Origin of the sequence: Mycolicibacterium sphagni, assembly GCF_002250655.1 — a bacterium.
GTDB classification, from domain to species: domain Bacteria; phylum Actinomycetota; class Actinomycetes; order Mycobacteriales; family Mycobacteriaceae; genus Mycobacterium; species Mycobacterium sphagni.
The window spans coordinates 57,611-82,433 of record NZ_NOZR01000009.1 but is presented as its reverse complement, the minus strand read 5'-3'; the positions used below and the strand labels follow the sequence as shown (position 1 = coordinate 82,433).

27 protein-coding genes are annotated in these 24,823 nt (G+C 65.4%); 14 read left to right on the top strand and 13 right to left on the bottom strand.

Going from position 1 to position 24,823, the window contains the following annotated elements; translation table 11 throughout:
- Both kdpA (CG716_RS12710) and kdpF read right to left on the bottom strand, forming a co-directional pair.
- Entirely contained in the window at nucleotides 1-1,671 is a 1,671-nt protein-coding gene (gene kdpA / locus CG716_RS12710) for a potassium-transporting ATPase subunit KdpA (protein ID WP_094480003.1), read from the bottom strand.
- Entirely contained in the window at nucleotides 1,671-1,760 is a 90-nt protein-coding gene (kdpF, locus tag CG716_RS30760; protein WP_094480001.1) for a K(+)-transporting ATPase subunit F, read from the bottom strand. The genes kdpA (CG716_RS12710) and kdpF overlap by 1 nt, the downstream gene beginning before the upstream one ends.
- Before the next feature lie 459 nt (nucleotides 1,761-2,219).
- Here kdpF and kdpA (CG716_RS12695) point away from each other — a divergent pair, with 459 nt between their 5' ends.
- Complete coding sequence (gene kdpA / locus CG716_RS12695; RefSeq protein WP_410431306.1) at nucleotides 2,220-3,893, top strand: potassium-transporting ATPase subunit KdpA; 1,674 nt, start codon at nucleotides 2,220-2,222, stop codon at nucleotides 3,891-3,893.
- Nucleotides 3,894-4,051: 158 nt separating this feature from the next.
- Here the strand turns inward: kdpA (CG716_RS12695) and CG716_RS30185 are convergent, their stop codons facing one another.
- Nucleotides 4,052-4,228 (bottom strand): hypothetical protein, encoded by a 177-nt coding sequence (locus tag CG716_RS30185; protein ID WP_165774132.1) that lies wholly within the window; start codon nucleotides 4,226-4,228, stop codon nucleotides 4,052-4,054.
- 965 nt (nucleotides 4,229-5,193) lie between these two features.
- On the opposite strand from CG716_RS30185, the gene CG716_RS12690 reads away from it, so the two are divergent.
- The 3 genes from CG716_RS12690 (at nucleotide 5,194) to CG716_RS12680 (ending at nucleotide 8,271) form a co-directional block, all read left to right on the top strand.
- Entirely contained in the window at nucleotides 5,194-6,540 is a 1,347-nt protein-coding gene (locus CG716_RS12690; protein ID WP_094479995.1) for a DUF2254 domain-containing protein, read from the top strand.
- 163 nt (nucleotides 6,541-6,703) lie between these two features.
- A complete protein-coding gene (locus CG716_RS12685; RefSeq protein WP_133066930.1) occupies nucleotides 6,704-7,501 on the top strand; it encodes a type III PLP-dependent enzyme domain-containing protein in 798 nt (265 codons plus the stop codon).
- On the top strand, nucleotides 7,498-8,271 hold the full coding sequence (locus tag CG716_RS12680) for a type III PLP-dependent enzyme domain-containing protein (RefSeq protein ID WP_094479991.1): 774 nt from the start codon (nucleotides 7,498-7,500) through the stop codon (nucleotides 8,269-8,271). Before CG716_RS12685 ends, CG716_RS12680 begins: the two co-directional genes overlap by 4 nt.
- A 13-nt stretch (nucleotides 8,272-8,284) precedes the next feature.
- Here CG716_RS12680 and CG716_RS12675 read toward each other — a convergent pair whose 3' ends face one another.
- The 5 genes from CG716_RS12675 to CG716_RS12655 are packed head-to-tail and all read right to left on the bottom strand — an operon-like array spanning nucleotide 8,285 to nucleotide 14,085.
- The gene (locus CG716_RS12675; RefSeq protein ID WP_094479989.1) at nucleotides 8,285-9,142 is read right to left on the bottom strand and encodes an LLM class F420-dependent oxidoreductase; all 858 of its coding nucleotides are present in this window, start codon (nucleotides 9,140-9,142) and stop codon (nucleotides 8,285-8,287) included.
- A 12-nt stretch (nucleotides 9,143-9,154) separates the two neighbouring features.
- On the bottom strand, nucleotides 9,155-10,009 hold the full coding sequence (locus tag CG716_RS12670; RefSeq protein WP_094479987.1) for an LLM class F420-dependent oxidoreductase: 855 nt from the start codon (nucleotides 10,007-10,009) through the stop codon (nucleotides 9,155-9,157).
- Between the two features lie 17 nt (nucleotides 10,010-10,026).
- Entirely contained in the window at nucleotides 10,027-10,860 is an 834-nt protein-coding gene (locus CG716_RS12665; protein WP_094479985.1) for an LLM class F420-dependent oxidoreductase, read from the bottom strand.
- Nucleotides 10,861-10,889: 29 nt separating this feature from the next.
- The gene (locus CG716_RS12660; RefSeq protein ID WP_094479983.1) at nucleotides 10,890-12,380 is read right to left on the bottom strand and encodes an ATP-binding protein; all 1,491 of its coding nucleotides are present in this window, start codon (nucleotides 12,378-12,380) and stop codon (nucleotides 10,890-10,892) included.
- A 4-nt stretch (nucleotides 12,381-12,384) separates the two neighbouring features.
- On the bottom strand, nucleotides 12,385-14,085 hold the full coding sequence (locus CG716_RS12655) for an NAD(P)/FAD-dependent oxidoreductase (RefSeq protein ID WP_094479981.1): 1,701 nt from the start codon (nucleotides 14,083-14,085) through the stop codon (nucleotides 12,385-12,387).
- 310 nt (nucleotides 14,086-14,395) lie between these two features.
- On the opposite strand from CG716_RS12655, the gene infA reads away from it, so the two are divergent.
- The 8 genes from infA (at nucleotide 14,396) to truA (ending at nucleotide 19,085) form a co-directional block, all read left to right on the top strand.
- Nucleotides 14,396-14,617, top strand: a complete 222-nt coding sequence (infA, locus tag CG716_RS12650; RefSeq protein WP_005140011.1) for a translation initiation factor IF-1 — start codon at nucleotides 14,396-14,398, stop codon at nucleotides 14,615-14,617.
- A 56-nt stretch (nucleotides 14,618-14,673) separates the two neighbouring features.
- Entirely contained in the window at nucleotides 14,674-14,787 is a 114-nt protein-coding gene (gene rpmJ / locus CG716_RS12645) for a 50S ribosomal protein L36 (RefSeq protein ID WP_003879483.1), read from the top strand.
- Between the two features lie 163 nt (nucleotides 14,788-14,950).
- Entirely contained in the window at nucleotides 14,951-15,328 is a 378-nt protein-coding gene (gene rpsM, locus CG716_RS12640; protein WP_059016004.1) for a 30S ribosomal protein S13, read from the top strand.
- A gap of 6 nt (nucleotides 15,329-15,334) precedes the next feature.
- Nucleotides 15,335-15,751: a 30S ribosomal protein S11 gene (gene rpsK / locus CG716_RS12635; protein WP_005140014.1), complete on the top strand. Its 417-nt coding sequence runs from the start codon at nucleotides 15,335-15,337 to the stop codon at nucleotides 15,749-15,751.
- A 13-nt stretch (nucleotides 15,752-15,764) separates the two neighbouring features.
- On the top strand, nucleotides 15,765-16,370 hold the full coding sequence (gene rpsD, locus CG716_RS12630) for a 30S ribosomal protein S4 (RefSeq protein ID WP_094479979.1): 606 nt from the start codon (nucleotides 15,765-15,767) through the stop codon (nucleotides 16,368-16,370).
- An 82-nt stretch (nucleotides 16,371-16,452) separates the two neighbouring features.
- Complete coding sequence (locus CG716_RS12625) at nucleotides 16,453-17,505, top strand: DNA-directed RNA polymerase subunit alpha (RefSeq protein WP_094479977.1); 1,053 nt, start codon at nucleotides 16,453-16,455, stop codon at nucleotides 17,503-17,505.
- Between the two features lie 88 nt (nucleotides 17,506-17,593).
- The gene (gene rplQ, locus CG716_RS12620) at nucleotides 17,594-18,199 is read left to right on the top strand and encodes a 50S ribosomal protein L17 (protein WP_094479975.1); all 606 of its coding nucleotides are present in this window, start codon (nucleotides 17,594-17,596) and stop codon (nucleotides 18,197-18,199) included.
- A gap of 4 nt (nucleotides 18,200-18,203) precedes the next feature.
- Complete coding sequence (truA, locus tag CG716_RS12615) at nucleotides 18,204-19,085, top strand: tRNA pseudouridine(38-40) synthase TruA (RefSeq protein ID WP_207760664.1); 882 nt, start codon at nucleotides 18,204-18,206, stop codon at nucleotides 19,083-19,085.
- Here the strand turns inward: truA and CG716_RS12610 are convergent.
- The 5 genes from CG716_RS12610 to CG716_RS12590 all read right to left on the bottom strand — a co-directional run bounded on the left by CG716_RS12610 (nucleotide 19,082) and on the right by CG716_RS12590 (nucleotide 22,933).
- Entirely contained in the window at nucleotides 19,082-19,696 is a 615-nt protein-coding gene (locus tag CG716_RS12610) for a cutinase family protein (protein ID WP_094479973.1), read from the bottom strand. The two genes, truA and CG716_RS12610, sit on opposite strands and share 4 nt — an antisense overlap.
- Before the next feature lie 59 nt (nucleotides 19,697-19,755).
- Complete coding sequence (locus CG716_RS12605) at nucleotides 19,756-20,409, bottom strand: cutinase family protein (protein WP_094479971.1); 654 nt, start codon at nucleotides 20,407-20,409, stop codon at nucleotides 19,756-19,758.
- A 55-nt stretch (nucleotides 20,410-20,464) separates the two neighbouring features.
- Nucleotides 20,465-21,136, bottom strand: a complete 672-nt coding sequence (locus CG716_RS12600) for a cutinase family protein (protein ID WP_094479969.1) — start codon at nucleotides 21,134-21,136, stop codon at nucleotides 20,465-20,467.
- Nucleotides 21,137-21,211: 75 nt separating this feature from the next.
- Nucleotides 21,212-21,805 (bottom strand): cutinase family protein, encoded by a 594-nt coding sequence (locus CG716_RS12595; protein ID WP_094480248.1) that lies wholly within the window; start codon nucleotides 21,803-21,805, stop codon nucleotides 21,212-21,214.
- 126 nt (nucleotides 21,806-21,931) lie between these two features.
- Entirely contained in the window at nucleotides 21,932-22,933 is a 1,002-nt protein-coding gene (locus CG716_RS12590; RefSeq protein WP_094479967.1) for an EamA family transporter, read from the bottom strand.
- A gap of 75 nt (nucleotides 22,934-23,008) precedes the next feature.
- On the opposite strand from CG716_RS12590, the gene CG716_RS12585 reads away from it, so the two are divergent.
- Nucleotides 23,009-23,563 (top strand): CGNR zinc finger domain-containing protein, encoded by a 555-nt coding sequence (locus CG716_RS12585; protein ID WP_094479965.1) that lies wholly within the window; start codon nucleotides 23,009-23,011, stop codon nucleotides 23,561-23,563.
- A gap of 11 nt (nucleotides 23,564-23,574) precedes the next feature.
- Nucleotides 23,575-24,822, top strand: coding sequence for a saccharopine dehydrogenase family protein (locus CG716_RS12580; protein ID WP_094479963.1), 1,248 nt, complete (start codon nucleotides 23,575-23,577; stop codon nucleotides 24,820-24,822).
- Nucleotide 24,823 lies beyond the last annotated feature (1 nt).

The window sequence follows — 24,823 nt, the reverse complement described above, 5'->3', positions numbered from 1 at the left end:
TTAGTGAATTCCTTCGGCGAGGGGCCCAAGCGCGAGCATGGGCAAGAAGGTGAGGGCCACGAGGATGACGGTCACGCCGGCGACCATGCCGACGAACTGGGGGCGATGCGTGGGCAGTGTTCCGATCGATTCGGGGGTATGTCCCTGTCTGGCAAGCGAACCGGCCAGTGCGAGCACCAGGATCATCGGCAGGAATCGGCCGAAGGCCATGGTCAAGCCGAGGGCGGTGTTGTACCACACGGTGTTGACCGAGATGCCGGCGAAGGCCGAGCCGTTGTTGTTGGCCGCCGAGGTGAACGCGTAGAGCACCTCGGACAGGCCGTGCGGCCCGGTGTTGAGCATCCCGGCCCGCTGCCCGGGCATCGCCATCGCCACCGCGGTGCCGAGCAGCACGATCAGCGGAGTGGTCAGGAAATAGGCCGAGGCCAGCTTGATCTCACGCGGATTGATCTTCTTGCCCAGGTACTCCGGTGTGCGGCCGACCATCAGGCCGGCGATGAACACCGTGATGGCTGCGAGGATCAGCATGCCGTACAGGCCGGATCCGGTGCCGCCGGGTGCGACCTCGCCCAGCTGCATGTTGAACATCGTCATCATGCCGCCGAGGCTGGTGTAGGAGTCGTGGGCGGAGTCGATCGCGCCGGTGGACGTCAGCGTGGTGGCATCGGCGAAGACCGCCGAATCCGCTACACCGAAGCGCTGTTCCACGCCTTCCATCGCCGACCCGATCGCGGTCGGCACCGTGCCGTGGTGTTGCAGCTGCGTCCACATCATGAAGCCCACGCTGATGGTGGCAAGCACGCCCATCACCGCGGCAATGGCATAGCCCTGCCTCTTGCTGTCCACCATGCGGCCGAATGTGCGCGGTAGCGAGAAGCTGATCACCAGCAGCAGGAAGACCTGTATCCAGTTCGTCCACGTGGTGGGGTTCTCGAACGGATGCGCCGAGTTGGCGTTGAAGAAGCCACCGCCGTTGGTGCCCAGCATTTTGATGGCTTCCTGGGACGCGACCGGGCCGCCGGTGATGGTTTGCGGGCTACCGGCCAGGGTGTTGACGACCTGGTCATGCAGATGGAAGTTCTGGATCGCCCCACCGGCGATCAGGACGATGGCGGCGAGGATCGAGATCGGCAGCAGTATGCGAAGGGTTCCTCGCACCAGGTCGACCCAGAAGTTGCCGAGTTCGGTCGCGTGCCGGCGGGCGAACCCGCGCACCAGCGCGACGGCAACGGCCATGCCGACGGCGGCCGACACGAAGTTCTGCACGGCAAGGCCGGCCATCTGGACCAGGTGGCCCTGGGTGGACTCACCCGAGTACGCCTGCCAGTTGGTGTTCGTGACGAAGCTGACCGCGGTGTTCCAGGCCAGCGACGGCGTCATGGGCGTGGCCGGGTCGTTGAGGTGCAGCGGAAGCTTGCCCTGCACCAATTGGAAGACGAACAGGACCAGGATGCTGATCGCCGAGAAGGCCAGCACGCTGCGCGCGTAGGCGCCCCAGGTCTGCTCCGACTTGGGGTCGGCCCCGATCAACCGGTAGATGACGCGTTCGACGCGGTTGTTCTTCTCCGACGAGTAGACCCGGTACATGTAGTCGCCCAGCGGCACGTGCACGGCCGCGAGCGCAGCGATCAGCAGGACGAGGAACACGATCCCCGCCGATGTCGTAGTCACTAGAACCTCTCCGGAAACAGCAGTGCGGCGAAAAGAAACAGCGCCAGCAACACGGACAAGATCAGCCCGACGATGTTCTCGTAGCTCACAGTCGCTCGACCAACTTCTGCACCAGGCCGAGCAAGGCGAAGATCGCCACTGTCAGCACAAGGAATATGACGACACCCATGTCTCTCCGTTCACGACAAATCGATGAGGTCCTGGCCCGTATAGCCCGGGCAGCACTGCCGGGCCCTCGGCATCGAGGACCATGACGAAGCTAGATCGCACCGGTGCCAGTCCAGCGCCCGTTGACGGTTTCTTTACGTCGAACCATCGCGCTTTAACGAAGATCCCGCGCCTCCCCTCTGCGCTGGCGGTCAGTCGAGGCGATGGGACAGATTCTCGCCGTGCCCGCATGGTCGCGGCAATGGTCTAAAGTCACCCGTCAAGGTCGTGTCAATACCTGGCAGCGCCATGTATGGATTGCGTAACCGCCGCCACCATAGGGTGATCTGCTCCTTAATTTGGGCTCCGTTGAGCGCACATCGATTAAGGGGGTTGCCGTTATCGGCGGTCCATCCCACTGGGGAACACCAGCGTTGTTGCAGGCCATCGTTGTTGTCCTGCTCGTGGTCGCATTGCACGTCCCGCTCGGCAACTACATGGCCCGGGTGTATTCGGACACTGGACATTGGCGGGTCGAGCGGGTGATCTATCGGCTCATCGGCGCCCAGCCGGACGATCAGCAACGGTGGACGAGGTATGGCTATTCGGTGCTTTCCTTCTCAGCGGTGAGCGTGCTGTTTCTTTACGGGCTGCTGCTGGTGCAAACGCTGCTGCCGGAGCCGTGGGGTCACAAGGGGATGACGCCGGCGTTGGCGTTCAACACCGCAATCTCGTTCGTCACCAACACCAGTTGGCAGAGCTATGCCGGAGAGGCCACGCTGGGGCACGCGGGTTTGGCTGCCGGGCTCGGTGTGCAGGCGTTCGCCAGTTGCGCGGTCGGCATGTGTGTTGCCGCTGCGTTGATTCGGGGTCTTGCGCAGTACCAGAACGAGCAGCTGGGCAACTTCTGGACGGACTTGGTTCGGTCAGTTGTACGTATCCTCCTGCCGCTGTCCATCGTTGTCACCGTGGTGTTGCTGGCGCTCGGTGTGGTCAACAACTTCCATGGCGCGCAAGAGGTTTCGACCCTGGCTGGCGGTAGCCAAACCGTTCTCGGCGGCCCGGTGGCCACCTGGGAGTCGATCAAGTTGATGTCCGGAGACGGTGGTGGCGCCTTCAACGCCAACAGTGCGCACCCGTTCGAGAACCCGACGCCGTTGACGAACGCGGTGGAGATCGTGGCAATGCTGCTGATCCCGGTCGCCTTCCTGCGGACGTTCGGTGTGATGATCGGCGACCGCAAGCAGGGTTGGGCGCTATTCACTGCGGCCGCAGTGCTCTTCGTGGTCGGAACGGTCGCGATGATCGTGGTGACGACGGTGACACACGGTACCGTCGTTCACGCGGTGGGAGGTCCCGTCGAAGGCACCGAAAGCCGATTCGGCGTATCGGGAAGCGCGTTGTTCGGGCAAGTCGCGACCAGCAGCGCCGACGGTGCGGCGAACTCCTCCTACGACAGCTTCGTCAGTTTCGGCGGCGCGGTGCTGATGCTGAACATGATGCTCGGGGAGGTGGCACCCGGTGGTGCAGGTAGTGGCCTCTACGGCTTGGTGATGATGGTGCTGCTCGCCGTCTTCATCGGCGGCCTGATGGTCGGCAGGACACCCGAGTACCTCAAACAGCCACTGCGTGCCCGGCATATGAAGCTCGTCAGCTTGTACATACTGGCACTGCCCGCGGCGGTCCTGATTGGAACGGCGGTGGCGATGGCGCTGCCCGGTGAACGAGCGTCGATGCTCAATGCCGGCTCGCACGGGCTGTCGGAAGTGCTGTATTCATTCACGAGTTCGGCCGCCAACAACGGCAGCGCGTTCGCCGGAATCAGCGCCAACACAACCTGGTACAACACTGGACTTGCTCTCGCGATGGTGGTTGGGCGGTTCCTGCCGATCATCGCTGTGCTTGCGATCGCGGGCACCTTCGCGGCTCAGAAGCCCGGTGTCATCACGGCCGGCACTCTGCGGACCCACTCGGCGACGTTCATCATGCTGATCATCGGCGCCACGCTGCTCGTCGTCGGTCTGGAGTACCTGCCGGCGCTGGCGCTCGGTCCGGTGGCCGACGGATTGGGCTGACGTCCCGCGCTCGTGACCTAAGCACGCCTCCCGGCTGCCCGGCACACAGGAACGGAACCGCCGCCTCGGTGACACGTCCACCTGGTGGCCGAAACCCGTTCTCGCAGAGATCGTCCGGCGGCCCGGTTGGCCAGGGCGTGCGTGTGTCCATCGGATGGTCAGCGGCTTCGCCACCACGCAATCGCCATGCCGATCAACACGATTAGTAATGCTGCCACCAGGATGGCACTACCGGTGATCGCCGCGGAATTGCTGTACGTGGGAATGCCGCCCGCGCGAGCAGAAGCCAGCGCGCTGGATCGGATTCCCCCTGGGGCCGCTGCCACAATGGCCATCGCTATCACGCTCGTGGCAAATCACCCCTCAATCGGTTGACTGTCGTCAGAGTTGGTATTCGCCGCGTCGAGCATCGTCGTCGACAGCGATCTTCGCAGAGTCTCTCCTGGCATCCCTGAGATTCAGATAACGGACGGTCAGCAAGACGATCGCAGTCGGGGCGATCAGTGTGAAGACCGGAAGCAGTTCATTCACAACAGGTTCCGTCTCTCAGATCGTTGGTTGTCCGGGAGTGGTTTCGGGATGGCTGCGGCCGAGTTGGTTGTAAACCCGCCAACCAGAGAGGCACCTCGGCCAAGTCCGCCACAACCGCAGCCCGCCGCGCCCGATACCAGGGAGACCACCCCACACCTGGTCGTGCCGGCCGACCTGCAGTCGCGGCTGCGGATGCCGTTCGCCCGGCCACGACCCGGCCTCAGAACTGGCCCCCGTTGGCTGTCGTCCATATATCGAGATCTACGCGCCCCCGCGGACCGTCGCTACATGACGAACGCAATCCATACGGGGACCCACCGAGTATTTACGACACCTTTTCGGTTGCGGGTGCCCAATTTCTGAGTGCGGGCTGGCGAAGGTCTGCAGGTCTCGATCGCTGTGCAGTGGCGCAACCGGTGCCGCGGTGACGAGCACGGTGCGTTCGATAGGGGGTAATTCAGAGATTTTCCTCCGTTCAACTTTGGCGCGCGATGCACCCCATCGGTAATGACGGTCGATTCGGCCTACCTGCATGCTGGGGCGCCGGGCGTTGGACACCATGCCTGAGCTTCCGGGCATTTACGACTTCTTGACGTTCAGCCCGGCCCTGGATCGCCCGCGATACGTGTTAGATCGAGACGTGGCGCAGCGTGCGGCTGGGACTGGGAGCGATCGTGCGCATTGTCGGGCCGACGGTCGCTCGCGCGCCCGGGTTCAGCCAGGCGTGGACGAACAATGCCACACCGCGTCGAACGTGAACTGACCTCTGATGCCGAGTCTGGGTTATCTGCAGTCGGATTGGCGCCGTGAGGCGATTCGTACCAACCTGTGGGTCGTGCCCGCGACCGAGGCTGTTGCGGTATTGGTCCTGTTCGTCGGGACCTACGCAGTAGACCGTGCTGCTTACCGCGGCGACTTGCACCTGCCGTCGTGGGTGCTGAGTGGGACGGCGGACTCGGCTAGGCAGATTCTCACTGCGGTTGCCGCAGCGGTTATTACCGTCGTCGGCATCGTTTTCTCGATCACGATCGTGGCGTTGACGCTGGCATCGACGCAGTTCGGGCCTCGGATGCTGCGCAACTTCATCCGCGATCGCGGAACGCAAGTCACGCTCGGCACATTCGTGGCGACATTCTTCTACACGATCCTCACGCTGGTTTCCGTCGGTAGCGGTTCGACGGGCGAGTTCGTTCCCCATCTGTCGGTCACGGTCGCGCTGGTCATGACCCTGGCCGATCTGGCCGTGCTCATCTACTTCCTCAACCACATCGCGTCGATGATCCAACTGCCACAGGTGATTGCGGGCATTGCCGGTGACCTGGCTCGTGAGATCGACGTGGCGGGCGGCAACGACACGTCGTTCGGCGTCGGCGCGGCGCGCGGCCCGTCGAGGGCGCAATTGCTCGCCAGAATCGCCGAGTCGGGGGCCCTGATACGCACCCCGTCTAGTGGATACCTACAGGTCATTCGGCACGACACGTTGCTCAAGATCGCGGCATCGGCTGACGCGGTCATTCATTTGCCCTACCGCCCAGGACATTTCCTGGTGCGTGGACAGATTTTGGCGAGCGTCTGGCCCGCCGAGGCCGCGGAATACGTCGAGCGGAATCTCCAGCGCGGACATGTCACGGGACCGTATCGCACTCTTACCCAGGATATTTCGTTCGGCTTCGACCAGCTTGTCGAGATCGCCCTGCGAGCGCTCTCGCCCGCGGTCAACGACACGTTCACCGCGATGACATGCATCGACTGGCTCGGCGACTGCCTGTGTCGCATCTCGAGGACCTGGCACCCGGAACCGGTTCGCCGCGACGACAGCGGGCTCATCCGTGTCATCGCCAACCAGGCTCATTTCGACCGACTCGTCGAGCGGGCCTTCGAGAAGATTCGCCAGGCCGCTGACGGAATGCCGGCGGTGATGATCCGGCAGCTCGACGCGGTGACAAAGATCGTCGAGCAAACCCCGGACCCCGATCGTCGCCGGGTTCTGCGCGATCAGGCAGACATGATCCAGCGCGCGAACATACGAACTGTTCAAGAACCGGCCGATCGGGCCGATGTCACCGCTCGATACGCCGCCGTGGTGGCAATGCTGGACGACAATCCGCAGCCATGATGAGGCTGCTGACCGTCCGCCGCGCGGCACGGGTTAACGGATCGTCAATGTTTGGACGGGCAACGTCAAGAGATCGCAAGGATTGCTGACTTCGGTTCGGGGTTGAGCGATTGTGGGAGAGGTCGCCCTAGCAGGAGGCCGGGGCTTGGCGAAGAAGGTTTCGGTGACACTGTCGACCACCTTTCGGTCATTTGTTCGCGCACGTCACCGCCCGGCGGTCGACGACATGGAGATACGCCGACTGATCGGTTATCGGGACTCGTGCGCGCCCGCTGAGGTGTCTTTCCCGGCGTCTGCCCTGGACGATGCCGGCGTTGCGCGGTGGATGCGCGAACACCGGCTCGCGATCGATGTACGCACGATGCCGGAGTTGTATTCGGCGATCTCGGTCGGCATCCATCCGGCGCTTATGACCGCTCACGCTGACCAACTGACTACGTCCGACATGCGCCGCGTGGCCGCCCTCGGGGTGGGCCGGGTTGTGCTCAGTAGCGACGACCACATCGTGGCGTTGAGTGGCGCTGTCGTTGGGCGTACGCAGAACGTGTTGTTGCGCATGACTGATGCGACGACGACGGACCGTGCCTGGCGGCAGTTCATCTTCGACTCGAACGACGCCGATTTCGCGGTGGACGCGGTGATCGGCTGCCGGTCGCTCAACTTGATCGGGTTGCGATGCGAGGTCGGCACGGCCGTCGACGATTTCGTAAGCTACCCGGCTGCCATCGGCAACATGATCGCGCAGATGGACCACATCCGCCGTCGCCATGGTGTCGTGCTGACCCAGCTTGGACTCGGTGGTGGCAGGATCATCAACTCCGCCGATGAGTCGATCGTCCGTCGCGACCTCGTCGAGGAGATCGACGAATCGGTCGACGATGCTTGCGCCACATTGCGATTCCCGCGGCCCGTCGTTGTGATTTCTGCCGGTGCGCAAGTCATCGGACAGCGTGCGGCATGACCGCCTCCATTCCGGCCAGCGTCTGGATATTGCGCGCCGCCGCGGCACGGTCCCAGGTGGTCGCCGATCCGCGCCTCACCGAAGCCGTCATGCTGCGACGGTGCGCCCAGTACCGCAAGGCATTTCGCTGCGCGGCGGTGAGCTACCCCGATGACGTACTTGGTCTCCAGGCGCCGGCCGAGTGGGTTAAACGCCACGGCGTTGCCGTCGATGTCGCCGACACCGATGGAGTCGATCTGGCGCTGGCAAGGGGTGTGCTGCCACAACGCATCATCATGCATGCATCGGATCCGAAGGCGGTCGCCTTGGTGCGGGCCGCTGAGGCGGGTGCCGGACGCTTTGTCGTGAACTCGCTTTCCCAGGTTGGGATCCTCGCGGATGCGGCCTCACATCGCCAGCGGGTGCTGATCGACGTGACCGACGACAACGACGCCCTGGTAGCCGCGGTCGTGGCCGGTGCGGGCCTGGACATGATCGGCGTGCACCGCCGACTGGGCAGTGGGGAGGATGGGCGCGCGACCGTACTGGCGATGATTGCGACGATGCGTGATATCTCCCGTCGGTACAGCGTCATTCCGGCCCGGCTCAGCCTCGGTGACGTGGATGTCGCAGACTGGGGTTGCGATCCTGAGGATCTCGCAGCGATCGCCGCGGCCGTCGATGACGCGGTCGAGGATGGTTGTATCGCCGGCCGATTTCCCAGTCCCGCGGTCAACGTCGCACCATCGTGTGCGGCGCTGACCCCTGCGCACTCCGGTCCGCGCCACTAGGCGCGCAGCGCGCTCACCCGGCTGCGTTCAGCCCCAGCGGTCCGGCCAGTTCGGTCAATGCCGGCAGCAGCTTGTCCGGCCCGCCCAGCACCTGGATGGCGACGTGATCGGCCCCGGCATCGAGGTGCTCGCCCAGCCGAGCGGCGATGGCCTCGGGGGTGCCGTACGCGACCACCGCGTCGATCAACCTGTCGCTGCCGTCCCCCTCGACATCGGCGTCGGTGAAGCCGAGGCGCTTCCAACTGTTGACGTAATTGCTCAAGCCTAGATAGAAGCCGACGCTGTCGCGGCCCAACTTCCTGGCCTCCTCGACATCAGTGGTCAGCACCACCTTGTGTTCGGGTGCCAGGAACACCGACGCGCCCACCAGGTCGCGGGCCTGCCCGGTGTGCACTGGGGTGGTCAGGTACGGGTGCGCGCCCGCGCTGCGTTGCGCGGCCAGCTGAAGCACCTTGGGCCCGAGTGCGGCGACCACCCGGCGACTGGTCGGGACGGTCTTATCGTCGAGATCGTCAAGGTAGCTCACCAGCGCGTCGTAGGGCTTGGTGTACTCCTGAGTGTGCTCGGGATGACCCACCCCGACGCCGAGCAGAAATCTTCCGGGATAAGCCTTTTCGATGCGGTGATAGGACTCCGCGACTTCCGGGGCCGGCGCGTTCCAGATATTGACGATTCCGGTCGCGATGGACAGCGTCTCGGTGCGCTCGAGGATCGGCTCCACGAACGCCAGATCGGCGGGCGGCGACCCGCCGACCCACACAGCGCCGTAACCGAGCCGCTCGATCTGGACAGCCTGCTCCGGAGAGACCGGACCGGCTGTCCACACTCCGTACCGGCCGAGATCTGGTTTGAGCAGCGATGGATCGGTCACGAGTCCCCCTCGTTACGGTTGTTTGAGCCCCAGCGGGCCGGCCAGAGTAGCCAGTTCATCCACCAGCTTGTCAGACGACGTCAGCACCTGGACGGGCACGTGGTCAGCGCCGGCATCGATGTGCTGCGTCAGCCGCGCGGCGATCGCCTCGGGCGTGCCGTAGGCAACCACAGCGTCGACCAGCCGGTCGCTGCCGGGCTTGGCCACGTCATCGTCGGTGAATCCCAACCGTTTCCAGCTGTTTAGGTAGTTCTGCAGGCTGAGGTAGATCTCGAGCGCGCGCCGCCCGACATCGCGCGCCGTGTCGGCCCCTTGTGCGTCCGGGGTGGTCAGGACCACCTTGTGCTCGGGAGCCAGGAACGCCTCGGGTCCGATCAGCCGGCGCGCTTCGGCGGTGTGCTCCGGGGTGGTCAGGTACGGGTGCGCACCGGCGGCGCGCGCCGCTGACAGCTTGAGGACCTGTGGTCCGAGTGCGGCGACCACCCGGCGGTTCTTTCCTACGCCGTATTCGTCGAGCTTGTCGAGGTAGTCGCGAAGCGCGTCGATCGGCTTCTGGTACTCCTGGGTGGCTTCGGGATGGCCGACGCCGATACCCAGCAGGAACCGGCCGGGGTATGCGGCTTCGATGCGGTGGAACGACTCGGCGACCGGGCCGGGCGCAGCGGTCCAGATGTTGACGATGCCGGTGGCTACCTTCAGCGTGCTGGTGTTCGCCAAAATGGGCTCCACCCAATCCAATTCGGCTGGTGGCGAGCCGCCCACCCAGACCGCGCCGTAGCCCAGCGCCTCGATTTCTTTGGCCTGCTGCGGGGTGACCCCGCGGCCGAATGTGCCGAATCGGCCCAGATCTGGCTTGGCGTCCGTCATCGATCTTCCCTCTCTGTTCAGCCCAGCCCGAGTGGGCCGGCGAGTTCGGCCAGGGTTCCGACGACCTTGGCCGGCGAGGTCAGCAGCTGGATCGGGACGTGGTCGGCTCCGGCGTCGAGGTGCTCCTTGAGTCGGGCGGCGATGGTCTCGGGGGTGCCGTGCACGATCAGGGAATCCACCAGCCGGTCGCTACCGGGGCGGGTGATGTCGTCCTCAGTGAAGCCCAGGCGCTTCCAGTTGTTGAGGTAATTACTCAGGCCGAGGTAAATCTCGAGGGTCTTGCGGCCGATGGCGCGGGCTTGCTCGACGTCGGTGGTGGGCACGACGGGCACCGCGGGTGCCAGGAACGCGTCGGGCCCGAGCAGGTGGCGTGCCTGCGCGGTGTGTTCGGGGGTGACGAGCACCGGATGGGCGCCGGCGCTGCGGCGCGCGGACAGTTGCAGCACCTGCGGTCCGAGCGCGGCGAGCACCCGCCGTTCTGGGGGAACGCCATGCTCGTCCAGCACGTCCAGGTAGGCGTTGAGAGCGGCCACCGGCTTGGCGAACTGCGCATCGGCTTCGGGATGGCCGACCCCCAGACCCAGCAAAAACCGGCCGGGATAAGCACTTTCGATGCGATGGAAGGACGCGGCGACGGCTTCGGGCCGAGCGGTCCAGATGTTGACGATGCCGGTGGCCAGCTTCAGTCGGCTGGTGGCGGCGAGGTTGGGTTCGACCCAGTCCAGCTCCGCCGGCGGTGACCCGGCGACCCACACGGCGCCGTAGCCGAGCGCTTCGATTGCGGTGGCTTCGTCAGGGGTGACTCCCATACCGAACGATGCGAACGTGCCGAGATCTGGCTTGGCGCTCATGGCCGCTACAACCCGCGGCCGGCGGGCGGCTATTCCGCTGCGGCAGAAAGTTCACCCGGTGTTGGCGCGACCGGGCCGGGCGCCGTCAGCGGCAGCAGGATCGTGAAGCGGGTGTTACCCGGTTCGGACTGGACCCGGATGTCGCCCTGGTGCTTCTCGACGATGATGCGGCGCGCGAGATCCAGGCCGAGGCCGTCGCCCTCGCCGAACGGCTTCGTGGTGAAGAACGCGGTGAAGATCCGGTCGATGATCTCGTCGGGGATGCCGGGGCCGTCGTCGGCGATCTCGACGCGGATCATGTCGTCGCCGTGGCGCGCGGTGCGGATCGTCAACGTGCCGCGGCCCTTCATCGCCTGGATGGCGTTGTTGATGATGACGTCCCATACTTCGTTCAAACCGCCTGGGTAGCAGGCGATTTCGGGCAGGCTCTTGTCCCAGTCCTTGACCAGCTTGATGGGCTTGTCGGTGCCGACGCCGACCTTGTCCCCGAAGAGCGTCTTGAGCGTGCTGTGCAGCAGTTCGTGGACATTGGCGACCTGGTATTCGGCCCGGTCCATCTGGGAGTACTTCTTGGCTCCAGCGAGCAGACCCGAGATGCGCTCGCTGGCATCGGCGATCTCGTTCATCCGCAGTTCGGTGTCGATGGTGTATTTCAGCCAGCCGATGGCACTCTGCAAGGTCGCCGAGCAGTCAACCGAGTCCACGGATGCCTCGACGCGTTCCAGCCAGTCGACGTCCAGGCCGGCTTCGACGAAGGTGGGGGCGTAGTCCCAGGCGCTGGCAATGCCGTGGTCGTCCAGCCAGTCACCGACCTGATCCTCGCGGTCCGAGGTCTCCAGCGCCGACAGTTCCTGGGCTTTGGATTTCGCGACCATCTCGGCCACTTCGTCCTGGATGCGCACCAGCACCCGAAGCGCCTCAGGGCTGAACTGGCCGTCGGCGAGCATCGACAGCTTGTGGCGCATCTTGCCGACGCCTTCGCGCAGATCTGCCACGGCACGGGCGGTGGCCGCGGCGGGGTTGTTGAGCTGGTGGGTCAGTCCCGCGGTGATGGTGCCCAGGGCGAGCAGCTTTTGGCGCTGGCCGATGATCTGACTCTGGCGGCGGCCGCCGACCATGTGGCCCTCGAGGAGATGCACGGCCATCGGAAACTCGGTTTGCATGAACCGCGCGAAGGCGCTGGCGTCGAGAACGAAGAACCGGGACGGCACGGTGACGCGCACCGACGCCTGGTAGACCTGTTCCTCGTCGGGGATGTAGGCCGACCAGGCCCCGCAATACACGCCACGCTGCGACGTGCGGTTGGTCTCGACATCCACCCCGCCAGAGCGCTTGGACATCACCAGCTCACCGTCGAGCAGCACGTAGAAGCAGGTGGCCGGCTCGCCCTCGACGACCACCGGGCCGGGCTCGAACATGGCGATGTGCCCGTTGTCGCACAGCGTTCGCAGCTGTTCGTCGGACAATTTCTCGAACAGGAACAACGTCCGCAGTTCGTGGGGCATGCAGTTCTCGCCCATGTTCCTAAGCCTCCGCCAGATACCGATGCACCAACATCACCGCCATCGACCCTTCGCCGACGGCGGCTGCCACTCGTTTGGCGGACTCGGCGCGCACGTCTCCTGCAACAAACACACCGGGCACACTTGTTTCCAGGTGGTGCGGTGGCCGGTCCAGAACCCATCCGGCGACGTTGAACAGGTCGGGTCCGGCCAGGATGAATCCGTAGTCGTCGACGGCGACGACCTCTTTGAGCCAGTCGGTGCGCGGCTCGGCGCCGATGAAGCAGCACATCCTGCTGGCCGGGACCGTTTCCTGCTGGCCGGTCTGCCGGTTCTCCACGACCAGTGCGGTCAGGTGATCGTCCTCGCCGAGGGTGTCCACCACCTCGGTGCAGGTGCGCACCGAGATCTTCGGGTTCTTCTCGATCTGCTGGATCAGGTAATACGACATCGACGTTTCCAGCGACGGCCCGCGCACCAGCATGGTGACCGAGCGCGCCTCGCGGGACATGAACATGGCGGCCTGCCCGGCCGAGTTGGCCCCGCCCACGATGTAGACGTCCTCGCCGCGGCATTCGGAGGCGTCCGACACCGAGGCCCCGTAGTAGACGCCGCGTCCGACGTAATTACAGGCCGGATCGTCGGGGTTGTCCCAGCATCCGGTGACTCGCAGCTGGCGGTATTCCACGCCGGTGGCCAGGATGACGGACCGTGCGGCGATGCTGCCGCCGTCCTCGAACTCGATGGTGCGGGCCGTGCCTGCCTCACCGGCGGACAGCTTGACCGCCTTGCGGGTGGTGATGACCTCGGCCCCGAACCGCTCGGCCTGGCGGCGTGCGGACGTGGTCAGCTCGGCGCCGGAGACGCCGGTGGGGAAGCCGAGGTAGTTCTCGATGCGGGAGCTGCGCCCGGCTTGGCCGCCGGTTGTCAGCTCCTCGATCAGAACCGTCTTGAGTCCTTCGGAGGCGCCGTAAACGGCCGCGGCCAGCCCGGCCGGCCCTCCGCCGATGACGGCCAGGTCGTACATCTCCAGCGACGGGCTGGTCGACAGGCCCAGCATCGCGGCAAGTTCGGCGTTGGTCGGATCGACCAGGACCTGGCCTTGCTCGCTGATGACCACGGGCAGCTGGAATCCGTCCAGGCCGCCGGCGTCGAGCAGCTGTTTGCCCTTGGGTTCGTCAGCGTTGAAGGCGCGGAACGAGTGCAGGTTGCGGGCCAGGAACTGACGGACCTCCCAGGACCGCTCACTCCAGCGGTGCCCGATCACCTTGGTGTGCGGGATGGCGCGGTCGCCGGTGGCGTGCCAGGCCTCCAGAAGCGCGTCGATCACCGGGTAGAGCTTCTCCTCCGGCGGATCCCACGGCTTGAGTAGGTAATGGTCTAGGTCGACGACGTTGATGGCGTCGATCGCGGCGTGGGTGTCGGCGTAGGCCGTCAGCAGCACCCGGCGGGCCATCGGGTAGACGTCCATCGCCTCTTCGAGGAACTGGATGCCGCTCATCTGGGGCATCCGGTAGTCGGCCACGAACACCGCGACGGTCTCGCCGCGCAGCTTCAGTTCGTTGATGGTTTCCAGCGCGTCGGGCCCGGATTCCGCGCGCACGATCCGGTACCGCTCGCCGTAATGGCGGCGTAGGTCACGGGCTACTGCACGCGACACGGCAGGGTCATCGTCAACGGTGAGAATGACGGGTTTGCGGGGCTGGGGGGCGGGTCCGGTCATCGCTGATAATTATGCGCCGAGTGTCCAGTGCTTATCGGGTCGGGATGTTCCGGTCGCGGCCCGTTCACCTCGGGCTTAATCTGAGGTCAGTACGGCTGCGCGACGGTTTTGGAGTAGCGCGCCCAAGCGGGTATCGTGGACCGGCGGTGCGGTATCCGCGCCGACTCTTGCGTGCCTCGTCCTGGAATTTCTGGAATTTCCTGATCCCGGCTCACGTTTTGCAGTCGGGGCGAAGGCTGCCCGACTGCGAGCACCTGTTGCCAGGAGCGACCGGTGTGAACAGAACCAACAAAGCAGGATCTGAGAGGTTATGGCCAAGAAAGACGGTGCCATCGAGGTCGAGGGCCGCGTGGTCGAGCCCCTGCCCAATGCGATGTTTCGCATTGAGCTGGAGAACGGACACAAGGTGCTCGCTCACATCAGCGGCAAAATGCGGCAGCACTACATCCGCATTCTTCCCGAGGACCGGGTGGTAGTGGAGTTGTCTCCCTACGACCTGACCCGGGGTCGCATTGTGTACCGGTACAAATAAGCCTCGACCCGAGCACGTAACAAGACAACGACGAGAACTAGAAGGATCGAACAGCCGTGAAGGTGAACCCTAGCGTCAAGCCGATCTGCGACAAGTGCAGGGTGATCCGCCGGCATGGGCGGGTCATGGTGATCTGCTCTGATCCGCGCCACAAGCAGCGGCAGGGCTGACACCGGCCGCTGTCGGCGAGAGCACTACCCACAACTGAATGCAGACCTCCCAGTACCACTGAGGGCATAGGGCTCTCATCCACGTCCGGCACGGAGGCCGGACCCCGACAGACGGGGAACGGACTGGGATCAGACCTCCGCAAAGAGAAGGAATCACTGCCTGATGGCACGTCTCATGGGCGTTGACCTCCCGCGCGACAAGCGTATGGAGATCGCGCTGACCTACATTTACGGCATCGGCCGTACGCGCTCGCAGGAAATCCTTGCGGCGACCGGCATCGACCGGGATCTGCGCAGCAAGGACCTCACCGATGATCAGGTGACCCAGCTGCGCGACTACATCGAGGGCAACGACCTCAAGGTCGAGGGCGACCTGCGCCGTGAGGTGCAGGCAGACATCCGCCGCAAGATCGAAATCGGCTGCTACCAGGGCCTGCGGCACCGCCGTGGCCTTCCGGTGCGTGGCCAGCGAACCAAAACCAACGCGCGCACCCGCAAGGGCCCCAAGCGCACCATCGCCGGCAAGAAGAAGGCCAGGTAACCCCGGATGGCACAAGCAAAGAAGGGCGGCGCTGCACCCAAGAAGGGGCAGAAGACCCGTCGCCGGGAAAAGAAGAACGTCCCGCACGGCGCCGCGCACATCAAGAGCACGTTCAACAACACGATCGTTTCGATCACCGACCCGCAGGGCAACGTGATCGCGTGGGCGTCGTCGGGCCATGTCGGCTTCAAGGGTTCGCGCAAATCGACCCCGTTCGCCGCACAGCTGGCCGCCGAGAACGCGGCCCGCAAGGCTCAGGAACACGGCGTCAAGAAGGTCGACGTGTTCGTCAAGGGCCCGGGTTCGGGCCGCGAGACCGCCATCCGCTCCCTGCAGGCCGCTGGCCTGGAGGTCGGCGCGATTTCCGACGTCACACCGCAGCCGCACAACGGCTGCCGTCCGCCCAAGCGGCGCCGGGTCTAGGGAGGACTAGAAAATGGCTCGTTATACCGGACCCGCGACCCGCAAGTCGCGTCGCCTCGGCGTCGACCTGGTCGGTGGCGATCAGTCCTTCGAGAAGCGCCCCTACCCGCCCGGCCAGCACGGCCGCGCGCGGATCAAGGAGAGCGAATACCGCCAGCAGCTGCAGGAGAAGCAGAAGGCCCGCTTCACCTACGGCGTGATGGAGAAGCAGTTCCGCAAGTACTACGAAGAGGCGAACCGTTCCACCGGCAAGACCGGCGAGAACCTGCTGCAGATCCTGGAGACCCGCCTGGACAACGTGGTGTACCGCGCCGGCCTGGCGCGTACCCGCCGGATGGCTCGCCAGCTCGTCAGCCACGGCCACTTCACCGTCAACGGCGTGAAGGTGAACATCCCGAGCTACCGGGTGTCGCAGTACGACATCATCGATATTCGGGACAAGTCGCTGAACACCTTCCCGTTCGAGCTGTCGCGCCAGACCGCCGGTGATCGCCCGATCCCGTCCTGGCTGCAGGTCGTGGGCGAGCGTCAGCGGATTCTCGTGCACCAGCTGCCCACCCGCGAGCAGATCCAGGTTCCGCTCGCCGAGCAGCTCATCGTCGAGTTCTACTCGAAGTAAAGAAGACGTCCGCGGGGCAACCGTTCCGCGGATCACTTAACGGCATCAAATAGCGGGTGCCGAGAAGGAGATACGAAAAACCATGCTGATTTCTCAGCGCCCCACACTCAGCGAAGAGGTCATCGCCGAGAACCGCTCCCAGTTCGTCATCGAGCCGCTGGAGCCGGGATTCGGTTACACCCTTGGCAATTCGCTGCGGCGTACGCTGCTGTCGTCGATCCCCGGCGCGGCCGTGACGAGCATCCGCATCGACGGTGTGCTGCACGAGTTCACCACCGTTCCCGGTGTGAAGGAAGACGTCACCGACATCATCCTGAACCTCAAGAGCCTGGTCGTCTCGTCTGAGGAAGACGAGCCCGTCACCATGTACCTGCGCAAGCAGGGCCCGGGTGAGGTGGCCGCCGGTGACATCGTGCCGCCCGCCGGTGTGACGGTGCACAACCCCGACATGCACATCGCGACCCTGAACGACAAGGGCAAGCTCGAGGTCGAGCTCGTCGTCGAGCGCGGCCGCGGCTACGTGCCCGCCGTCCAGAACAAGGCCTCTGGTGCCGAAATCGGCCGTATCCCGGTCGATTCCATCTACTCGCCGGTGCTGAAGGTCACCTACAAGGTGGAGGCCACCCGCGTCGAGCAGCGCACCGACTTCGACAAGCTGATCCTCGACGTCGAGACCAAGAACTCGATCAGCCCGCGTGACGCCCTGGCGTCGGCTGGCAAGACACTGGTCGAATTGTTCGGTCTGGCACGGGAACTCAACGTCGAGGCCGAGGGCATCGAGATCGGCCCGTCGCCGGCCGAGGCCGATCACATCGCAGCGTTCGCGCTGCCGATCGACGACCTGGATCTGACGGTCCGTTCGTACAACTGCCTCAAGCGCGAGGGTGTGCACACCGTCGGCGAGCTGGTCGCTCGCACGGAGTCCGATCTGCTGGACATCCGTAACTTCGGCCAGAAGTCGATCGATGAGGTCAAGATCAAGCTGCACCAGTTGGGTCTGTCGCTCAAGGACAGCCCGGCCAGCTTCGATCCGTCCGAGGTCGCCGGCTACGACGTGGCCACCGGCACCTGGAATAGCGATGCAGGTTACGACCTGGACGCTGACCAGGACTTTACCGAAACCGAAGAACTCTAACAGGGCTTTACCCACCCAGCTTCGCCCGCCCGAATCCGTCCCGGCCCTACCTGATACGGGGGCCGGCCCCGAATAGGAGATAGTCGCAATGCCCAAGCCCACCAAGGGTGCCCGCCTCGGCGGGTCGTCCTCGCACCAGAAGGCGATTCTGGCCAACCTCGCTACGTCGCTGTTCGAGCATGGCCGGATCAAGACGACCGAGCCCAAGGCGCGGGCGCTGCGGCCGTACGCCGAAAAGCTCATCACCCATGCGAAGAAGGGCGAGCTGCACAACCGGCGCGAGGTGATGAAGAAGATCCGCGACAAGGACATCGTGCATGCCCTGTTCGCCGAGATCGGGCCTTTCTTCGCCGATCGCAATGGCGGCTACACCCGCATCATCAAGGTCGAGGCGCGCAAGGGCGACAACGCCCCGATGGCGGTCATCGAGCTGGTGCGGGAGAAGACCGTGACCAACGAGGCCAACCGGGCTCGCAAGAGTGCCGCCAAGAAGGCGGCGCCTGCTCCGGCCGTGGTGGAAGAGTCTCCAGCCGAAGAGATTCCGGCTGAAGAATCGATCGCCGAGGTCCAAGAGGCTGAGGCCATCGAAGAAGACACGGCGATCGCCGACGCCCAGACCGCCGAGGCTGCCGAAGAGGTCGCCGAGGAGCAGGTTGCGGAATCCGCCGAGGATTCGGACGCTGACAAGTCCTGAGGCTATGAGTGCGAACCTGCCCGTCACCGAGTCCGGTGGCGGGCAGGTTCGTCTTCGGCTCGACATCGCTTACGACGGGACCGAATTCAGCGGGTGGGCGGCGCAGGAGGGGTTCCGCACCGTCGCGGGAGTCCTCGAGGAGGCCTTGTCGACGGTGTTCCGGGTACCCGTGCGGGTGTTCGGCGCCGGACGAACCGACACCGGTGTCCATGCGGCCGGTCAGGTTGCCCATCTGGACGTCCCTGCCGACGCTGTGGTCCACGCCCATCCGCGGTACGCCCGCCCGGGAGAGCCCGAGTTTCTGCCATTGGTGCGCCGGTTGGCGCGCTTCTTGCCCGAGGATGTTCGGGTGCGTGAGATCGGCCGCGCTCCAGCGGGTTTCGATGCCCGCTTCTCGGCGTTGCGACGGCACTATACTTACCGCCTTTCGCTGGCGAGCTACGGTGTCGAGCCGCAGTTCGCGCGCTACGTGACGGCCTGGGCCAAGCCATTGGACGTGGACGCCATGGCGGCGGCATCCCGGCATCTGGTGGGGTTGCACGACTTTGCGGCCTTCTGCCGGCATCGTCCCGGCGCCACGACCATCCGCGACCTCCAGCGCCTCGAGTGGATGCGCGACGGTGATCAGGTCAGCGCGTTCGTCAGCGCCGACGCATTCTGCTGGTCGATGGTGCGCTCGTTAGTCGGAGCGCTGCTGGCCGTCGGGGAAGGCCGACGCGAACCATCTTGGTGTGCAACGTTGTTGGACGCATCGACGCGCTCCAGCGATTTCGCCGCCGCGCCAGCTCGCGGTCTGACGCTGACCGGGGTGGACTATCCGCCCGACGATCAGTTGGCGGCGCGCATCGGCGTCACCCGCGACCTGCGGATCTTGCCCAAGCCTTAGAGCTTGCCCGCCACGAAATCCGCGGCCTGATCGATCATCCCGGCCTTCTGATAGGCGGCGGCGAGGTGATCAGGCCAGTTGGCCTCCCACGTGTTCGGGTCGGCCGGATTGCAGATCGGATCGGCACCGTGGCACAGCTCGATGGTCCGGTCACCGAACGCGGGGCTGAAGTTGGTGATCGGGCCCAGCCACTGGGTTCCGTTGCCGAATAGGGCGACTGCGGCGATGTGGCTGTCGGCGCCGTCGGGCATGGGGTTCTGGAAGCCCATGATGGGTATCGGAACTGCCAGGACCATGTCGGTGGCCGCCGCGCCCAACGAGTAACCGCCAAGGACCATGCGGGTATTCGGGCAATTGTTCATGTTGTAGGCGATGCGGTTGCTGATGTCGTTGGCGCCGATGTCGATCTGGTTGTCGGCGGGATAGTTGACGGCGTAGACGCCGATGGTCTTGTGCACCCGCGAGCGCAGTGCGCTGACGAAGGCCTGACCGATCACCCCCGTGCCGGGTGATTCGAGACGCCCACGCGCAAAGATCACCTCGATCGGGGGACACGATGCAGCGCTGGCTGTCGGTACCGCGGCGGGCAGTGCTGAGGGTCCTGTCAACATCGCAAGTGCCGCAACACAAGTCGCGACCGCGCAGCTTGCCGTCCGCCGGATATTCACATCTATAGCCTGTCTGCCGTGAACCTGGCGGCCTGATCGACCAGGCCGGATCCGATGTACGCGTCCTGCAGATGCTGCGACCAGTTGTCGGCGAGCGTGTTGGGATCGATCCCGTTGCAGATCGGGTCGTCGGCGTTGCACTGGTCGATGGTCTTGGGTCCGTACACCGGGCTGTTGGTCGCCGACACCGGCCCGAAGATGCTGCGGGTGCCGTTGCCGAACAACACCACGGCCGCAACGTGGTCGGCGATCGACGGGGGCAGCGGGTTGTTGAAGCCGAACTGGGATTGAGTCGCCCCTAAGACGACGTCGACCACCGCGGCGCCCAGTGAGTACCCGCCCGGCACCTGGCGGGTGTTCGGGCAGTTGGCCGCCATGTACTGCATGTGCTTACTCATGTCATTGGCGCCCGAGACGATGTCCCAGTCGGCGATGTAGTTGACCGCGTACACACCGACGTTCTTCGGGGTGTCACCACGCAGGGCGTCGATGAACGCCTGCCCGATGCCGCCGACGCCTGGCGGCTCGAAGCGACCGCGGGCGAAGATGACCTCGACGTCGGGGCATGACGCGGCCGTCGCGACGGCGGTTGGAAATAGAGATGCGGCAACGGTCATCACCGCTGCTGCACCACTCAGCACCGCTGCGACACGCATGCCAGCCATCGTAGTCGAGTGGCCAGAAGTGTTGGCAGCAAATAATTTGCCGGGGCTACAGCAGGCCGGCGAGGAACCCGGCCGCCTGCGCAGGACCGGGGCCGGTCTCGTAATCGGTGTGCGCGAACGGATTGCGGCCGCGCGAGCAGATCGGATCACCGTCGTTGCACAAGTCGATGCCCTTGCCGGCGTACGCCCCTCCGGCATCGGTGATGGGGTTGCCGAACTTCGTGGAGGGGTTGCCGAAGACCGCCAGCCCGGCGATCTTGTTGGCCAGATTCCCCGGCAGCGGCGGCGCCGAGCCGATGTCGCCGACCTTGTCGCCCAGCGGCGGAATCCCGACAAGCATGTCGACCACCGCGGCGCCCTGCGAATAGCCACCGAGCACGAAGCGTGTCGACGGGCACGCCGCAGACGTGGCCGCGATGTGATTGGTCGCATCGGTGGCGCCGTCAGCGGCAGCCAGGAAGTCGTAGCTGGCCGGGTAGTCCACCGCGTAGGTACTGATCGAGCGGCCACCGAGTTGAGCCTGCAGGTTGTCGGCGAGGGCCTGCCCGACGCGGCCGATTCCGGCGGGCTCGCTGGTGCCGCGGGCGAAGACGACGTCGACGTCACTGCACTGGGCGGCCTGCGCAGCAGGCGGGGCCAACAGCACAAGTGCTGCGGCGGTGGCAGCGGTCGAGGCCACCCCGAAGATGCGGGCTGGTGTCATGGTCGGCCTAGCCATGCTGATGAGACCCCCTTGGTCGCGAGCACAGGGCTAATCCTCACATACGGGGCTGGGAGGCCCAAACCGTCGCGATCAGAGCAGTCCGGCGACGAACGACGCGGCCTGGTTGGCTGATCCGTCGCTGCCATAGGCACGATGGGCCGCGACGTCCTGGCCGCTGGTGCAGATCGGGTCACCGGCGTTGCAGAGGTCGATCGACCGGCTGCCGTAGACGGGGCTGCTGGTCAGTGGCAGACCCACCTTGGCGGTCGGGTTGCCGAAGACCGCGATGGCCGCAACGTGGTCGGGGACATTGGGCGGCATCGGGTTGTTGAAGCCGACCGCGGGGAACGGGACCGCGGCGATGATGTCGATGACCGCCGCGCCCTGCGAGTAGCCGCCCAGCACCAGGCGGGTGTTCGGGCAGTCGTTCACCACGCCCTGGATGAAGGCGCTGGCGTCGTTGGCACCGTCGGCGGCGGCCAGGAAGTCGTAGCTGGCCGGGTAGTTCACGGCGTACACACCCATCGACCGGTGCCCGATCTTGGGGCGCAATGCGTCGACGAACGCCTGTCCGACCCGGCCGATGCCCGGTGGCTCGTCGGTGCCCCGGGCGAACACCACCTGGACGTCGTAGCAATCGGCCGATGCGGTGGGCAGCGTGACGGGGCTGACCAGCGCGGCCATGGCAATCAGAACGACGGCCGGGATGGCCAGCAGGAAACGCTTCGACGCGGCGGTAGAAGTCACATGTGGATGTTACCGAGGTGAGGCGTGTTTCATTCCCGACGTTTGCTCGCGCGTGGCGCGAGCTCAGGCTCGGGCGGTGCTGATTTCCTCGATCGGTCCGGCATCGGGCCACGTCGCGGCCGTCACGGCGGCGCTGCGATCCCCCTGACGCGCCAGCGCCAGCCCGAGCAGGACCACGACGCCACCGACAGCCTGGGCGGGGGTGATCGCTTCACCGAGCAGCACCCATGCCGAGAGGACGGCGAAGAGCACTTCGCCCAGGCCGACCAGGGACGCGAAGCTCGGCCGCAGCCGCGCCACACCGCTGATGCCCAGCGTGTAGGCGATCGCGGTGGCGACCACGGCCAGCATGATCACCGGTATCCACCACGGCACCGTCAGCCCGGCCACATCGGCGTTGTTGGCGGTGAAGGTCAGGGGCATCACACCGGTCAGGCCCAGCAGCCCGACGGCGATCGCGCCGACGACCAGGCCACCGGCGGCCAGGGTGATCGAATTCAGGCCACTGCCGTCGGCCGTCACCTCATCGGACATCATGAAGTAGCAGGCGGCGCAGATCGCTGCGGCCAAGCCCCATGCGATGCCGGCTGCATTGATCTGGGCACCCCCGGAGACGACGTTGAGCACCAACATGATCCCCACGACGGCCAGTGCCACTCCGGCCAGCGTCATGGTTCGCGGTCGGCGGCGGGTGGTTCCCCAGATCCAACCCACGACCAGGATGGGGGCGGTGTATTCGAGCAGCAGCGCCACGCCGACCGATAGGTGCGAGACGGCGTTGTAGTAGCAGAGTTGGGCGCCGGCGATCGGGACCAGTCCATAGGCCACGACGGTGCGGGCGTGCGCACGGGCCTCGCGAACCCAGTCGGGCTTGACGACGGTGGCGAAAACCGCCATGACCACCGCGCCGCCGGCCAGGCGAGCCGTGACCGCAGCAGTGGGGGACCAACCGGCCTCCATCAGAGCCTTGGCGAAGGGGCCGGACATGCCGAACGTGAACGCCGATCCGATGGCGAAGAGCAGACCAAGGCGGAAGTGGTCTTGGCCACGAACCGTCGTCGACATGCGACACCCCCTCAAATGTAATGAGTAAAATGATCGTTGGTCATGACAATATGACCCGAGGGAGTCACGAGTCAAATGCTTTTCAGTCATGACACGGAGCTCACTTTGCGGGCTGCGTGTGCACTGGTTAACAGCGATCGCGTCGACGGCGACCAGCTGGCCGATCAGCCTGCCCTGGACGCCTATCTGAACAGCTACGGCTGGACCGGGCGGCGCGACCACGACGACGCCGAGGTGGCCGCAGTGCACACACTGCGTGGGCGCCTGGGCCGGATCTGGGCTGCCGCCGACGACGAGGCGCGCGCCGTCGGGCAGATCAACGCACTGCTATCCGACACCCGTGCGGCACCGTGGTTGACACGTCATCCCGAGATGCCGGAATGGCATCTGCATCTGGCATCGATCCACGATCCGCTGGCCCAGCGGATGGGTGCGGAGATGGCGATGTCGCTGGCCGATCTGGTGCGCGTCGGTGAGCTGCGCCGGCTGAAGATCTGCGCGGCCCCAGACTGTGGGGCGGTGTTGATCGATCTGTCCCGCAACCGCTCGCGGATGTTCTGTGACACCGGCAATTGCGGTAACCGTCAGCATGTTGCCGCTTATCGGGAGCGCCGCTCGAAAGAGGCGTAGCGTTTTGGGCCATGCGCGGGGGGCGTGAGGTGGACATCACCATCTTCGGAGCCACTGGCTTCGTCGGCAAACTCATTGCCGGGTATCTGGCCAGATCCGGCACAGGGCTGACGATCGCACTGGCCGGCCGCTCGCAAGACCGACTCGAGGCCGTTCGGTCCAGTTTCGGTGGCAGGGCGAACAAGTGGCCGCTGGTCATTGCCGATGTGGACCAGCCCGGCTCGCTGGACGCCATGGCGTCTCGAAGTCGTTTGGTGCTCAACGCGGTTGGCCCCTACACCAGATACGGCCCGCCGGTCGTCGCCGCCTGCGCGGGCGCCGGAACAGACTATATCGACCTCACCGGCGAGGTCCCGTTCGTCCGGCGCAGCATCGACCAGAGCCACGGCACGGCACAGGACACCGGCGCGCGCATCGTGCATTCATGTGGATTCGACTCGATCCCTTCGGATCTCACCGTGTACGCACTGAGTCGACGCGCGGCCGCCGACGGCACCGGTGAGTTGGGCGAGACGACTTTGGTGCTACGGGATTACTCGGGCGGCTACGCCGGTGGCTCGGTGGCGACGATGGTCGACCTGATGCGGCTGACGTCCTCGGACGCCGAGGTGCGCCGGATGCTGGACGACCCCTACAGTCTCAGCCCCGACCGCGCTGCCGAGCCGGATCTGGGCCACCAGGTTGATCTTCCGTTGCTGCCCGGCCAGGCCATCGCCCCCGAACTGGCGGGATTGTGGACCAGCGGGTATGTGATGGCGCTGTACAACACGCGCTGCGTGCGCCGCTCGAATGCCCTGATGGAGTGGGCCTACGGCCGAAGCTTCCACTACACCGAAACCCTCATCATGGGTTCGTTCCCCGGTGCAGCCCTGGCCGGCGCGATGTTCAACGCCGGTATCACGACCGCGTCGCGGTTCGGCGGCCACTACTTGCGCCTGCTTCCAACAGGTTTGGTCGACCGCATGACACCCGCGGCGGGAACGGGCAACGACATGGGATCGCGCGGGCACTACCGGGTCGAGACCTATGCGACCACGACGACGGGGCGCCGGTATCGCGCGACAATCGCCCAACCCGCCGACCCGGGCTACTCGGCGACCGCGGTGCTGGCCGGCGAAAGTGCGCTTGCTTTGGTCCTCGATCGCGACCGGCTGCCGGACCGGCACGGTGTCCTGACACCGGCTTCGGCGATGGGCGATGTGCTCCTCGACCGGTTGCCGGCGGCCGGGGTCACCTTCGAGACCGTTAGCCTGCCCTGAG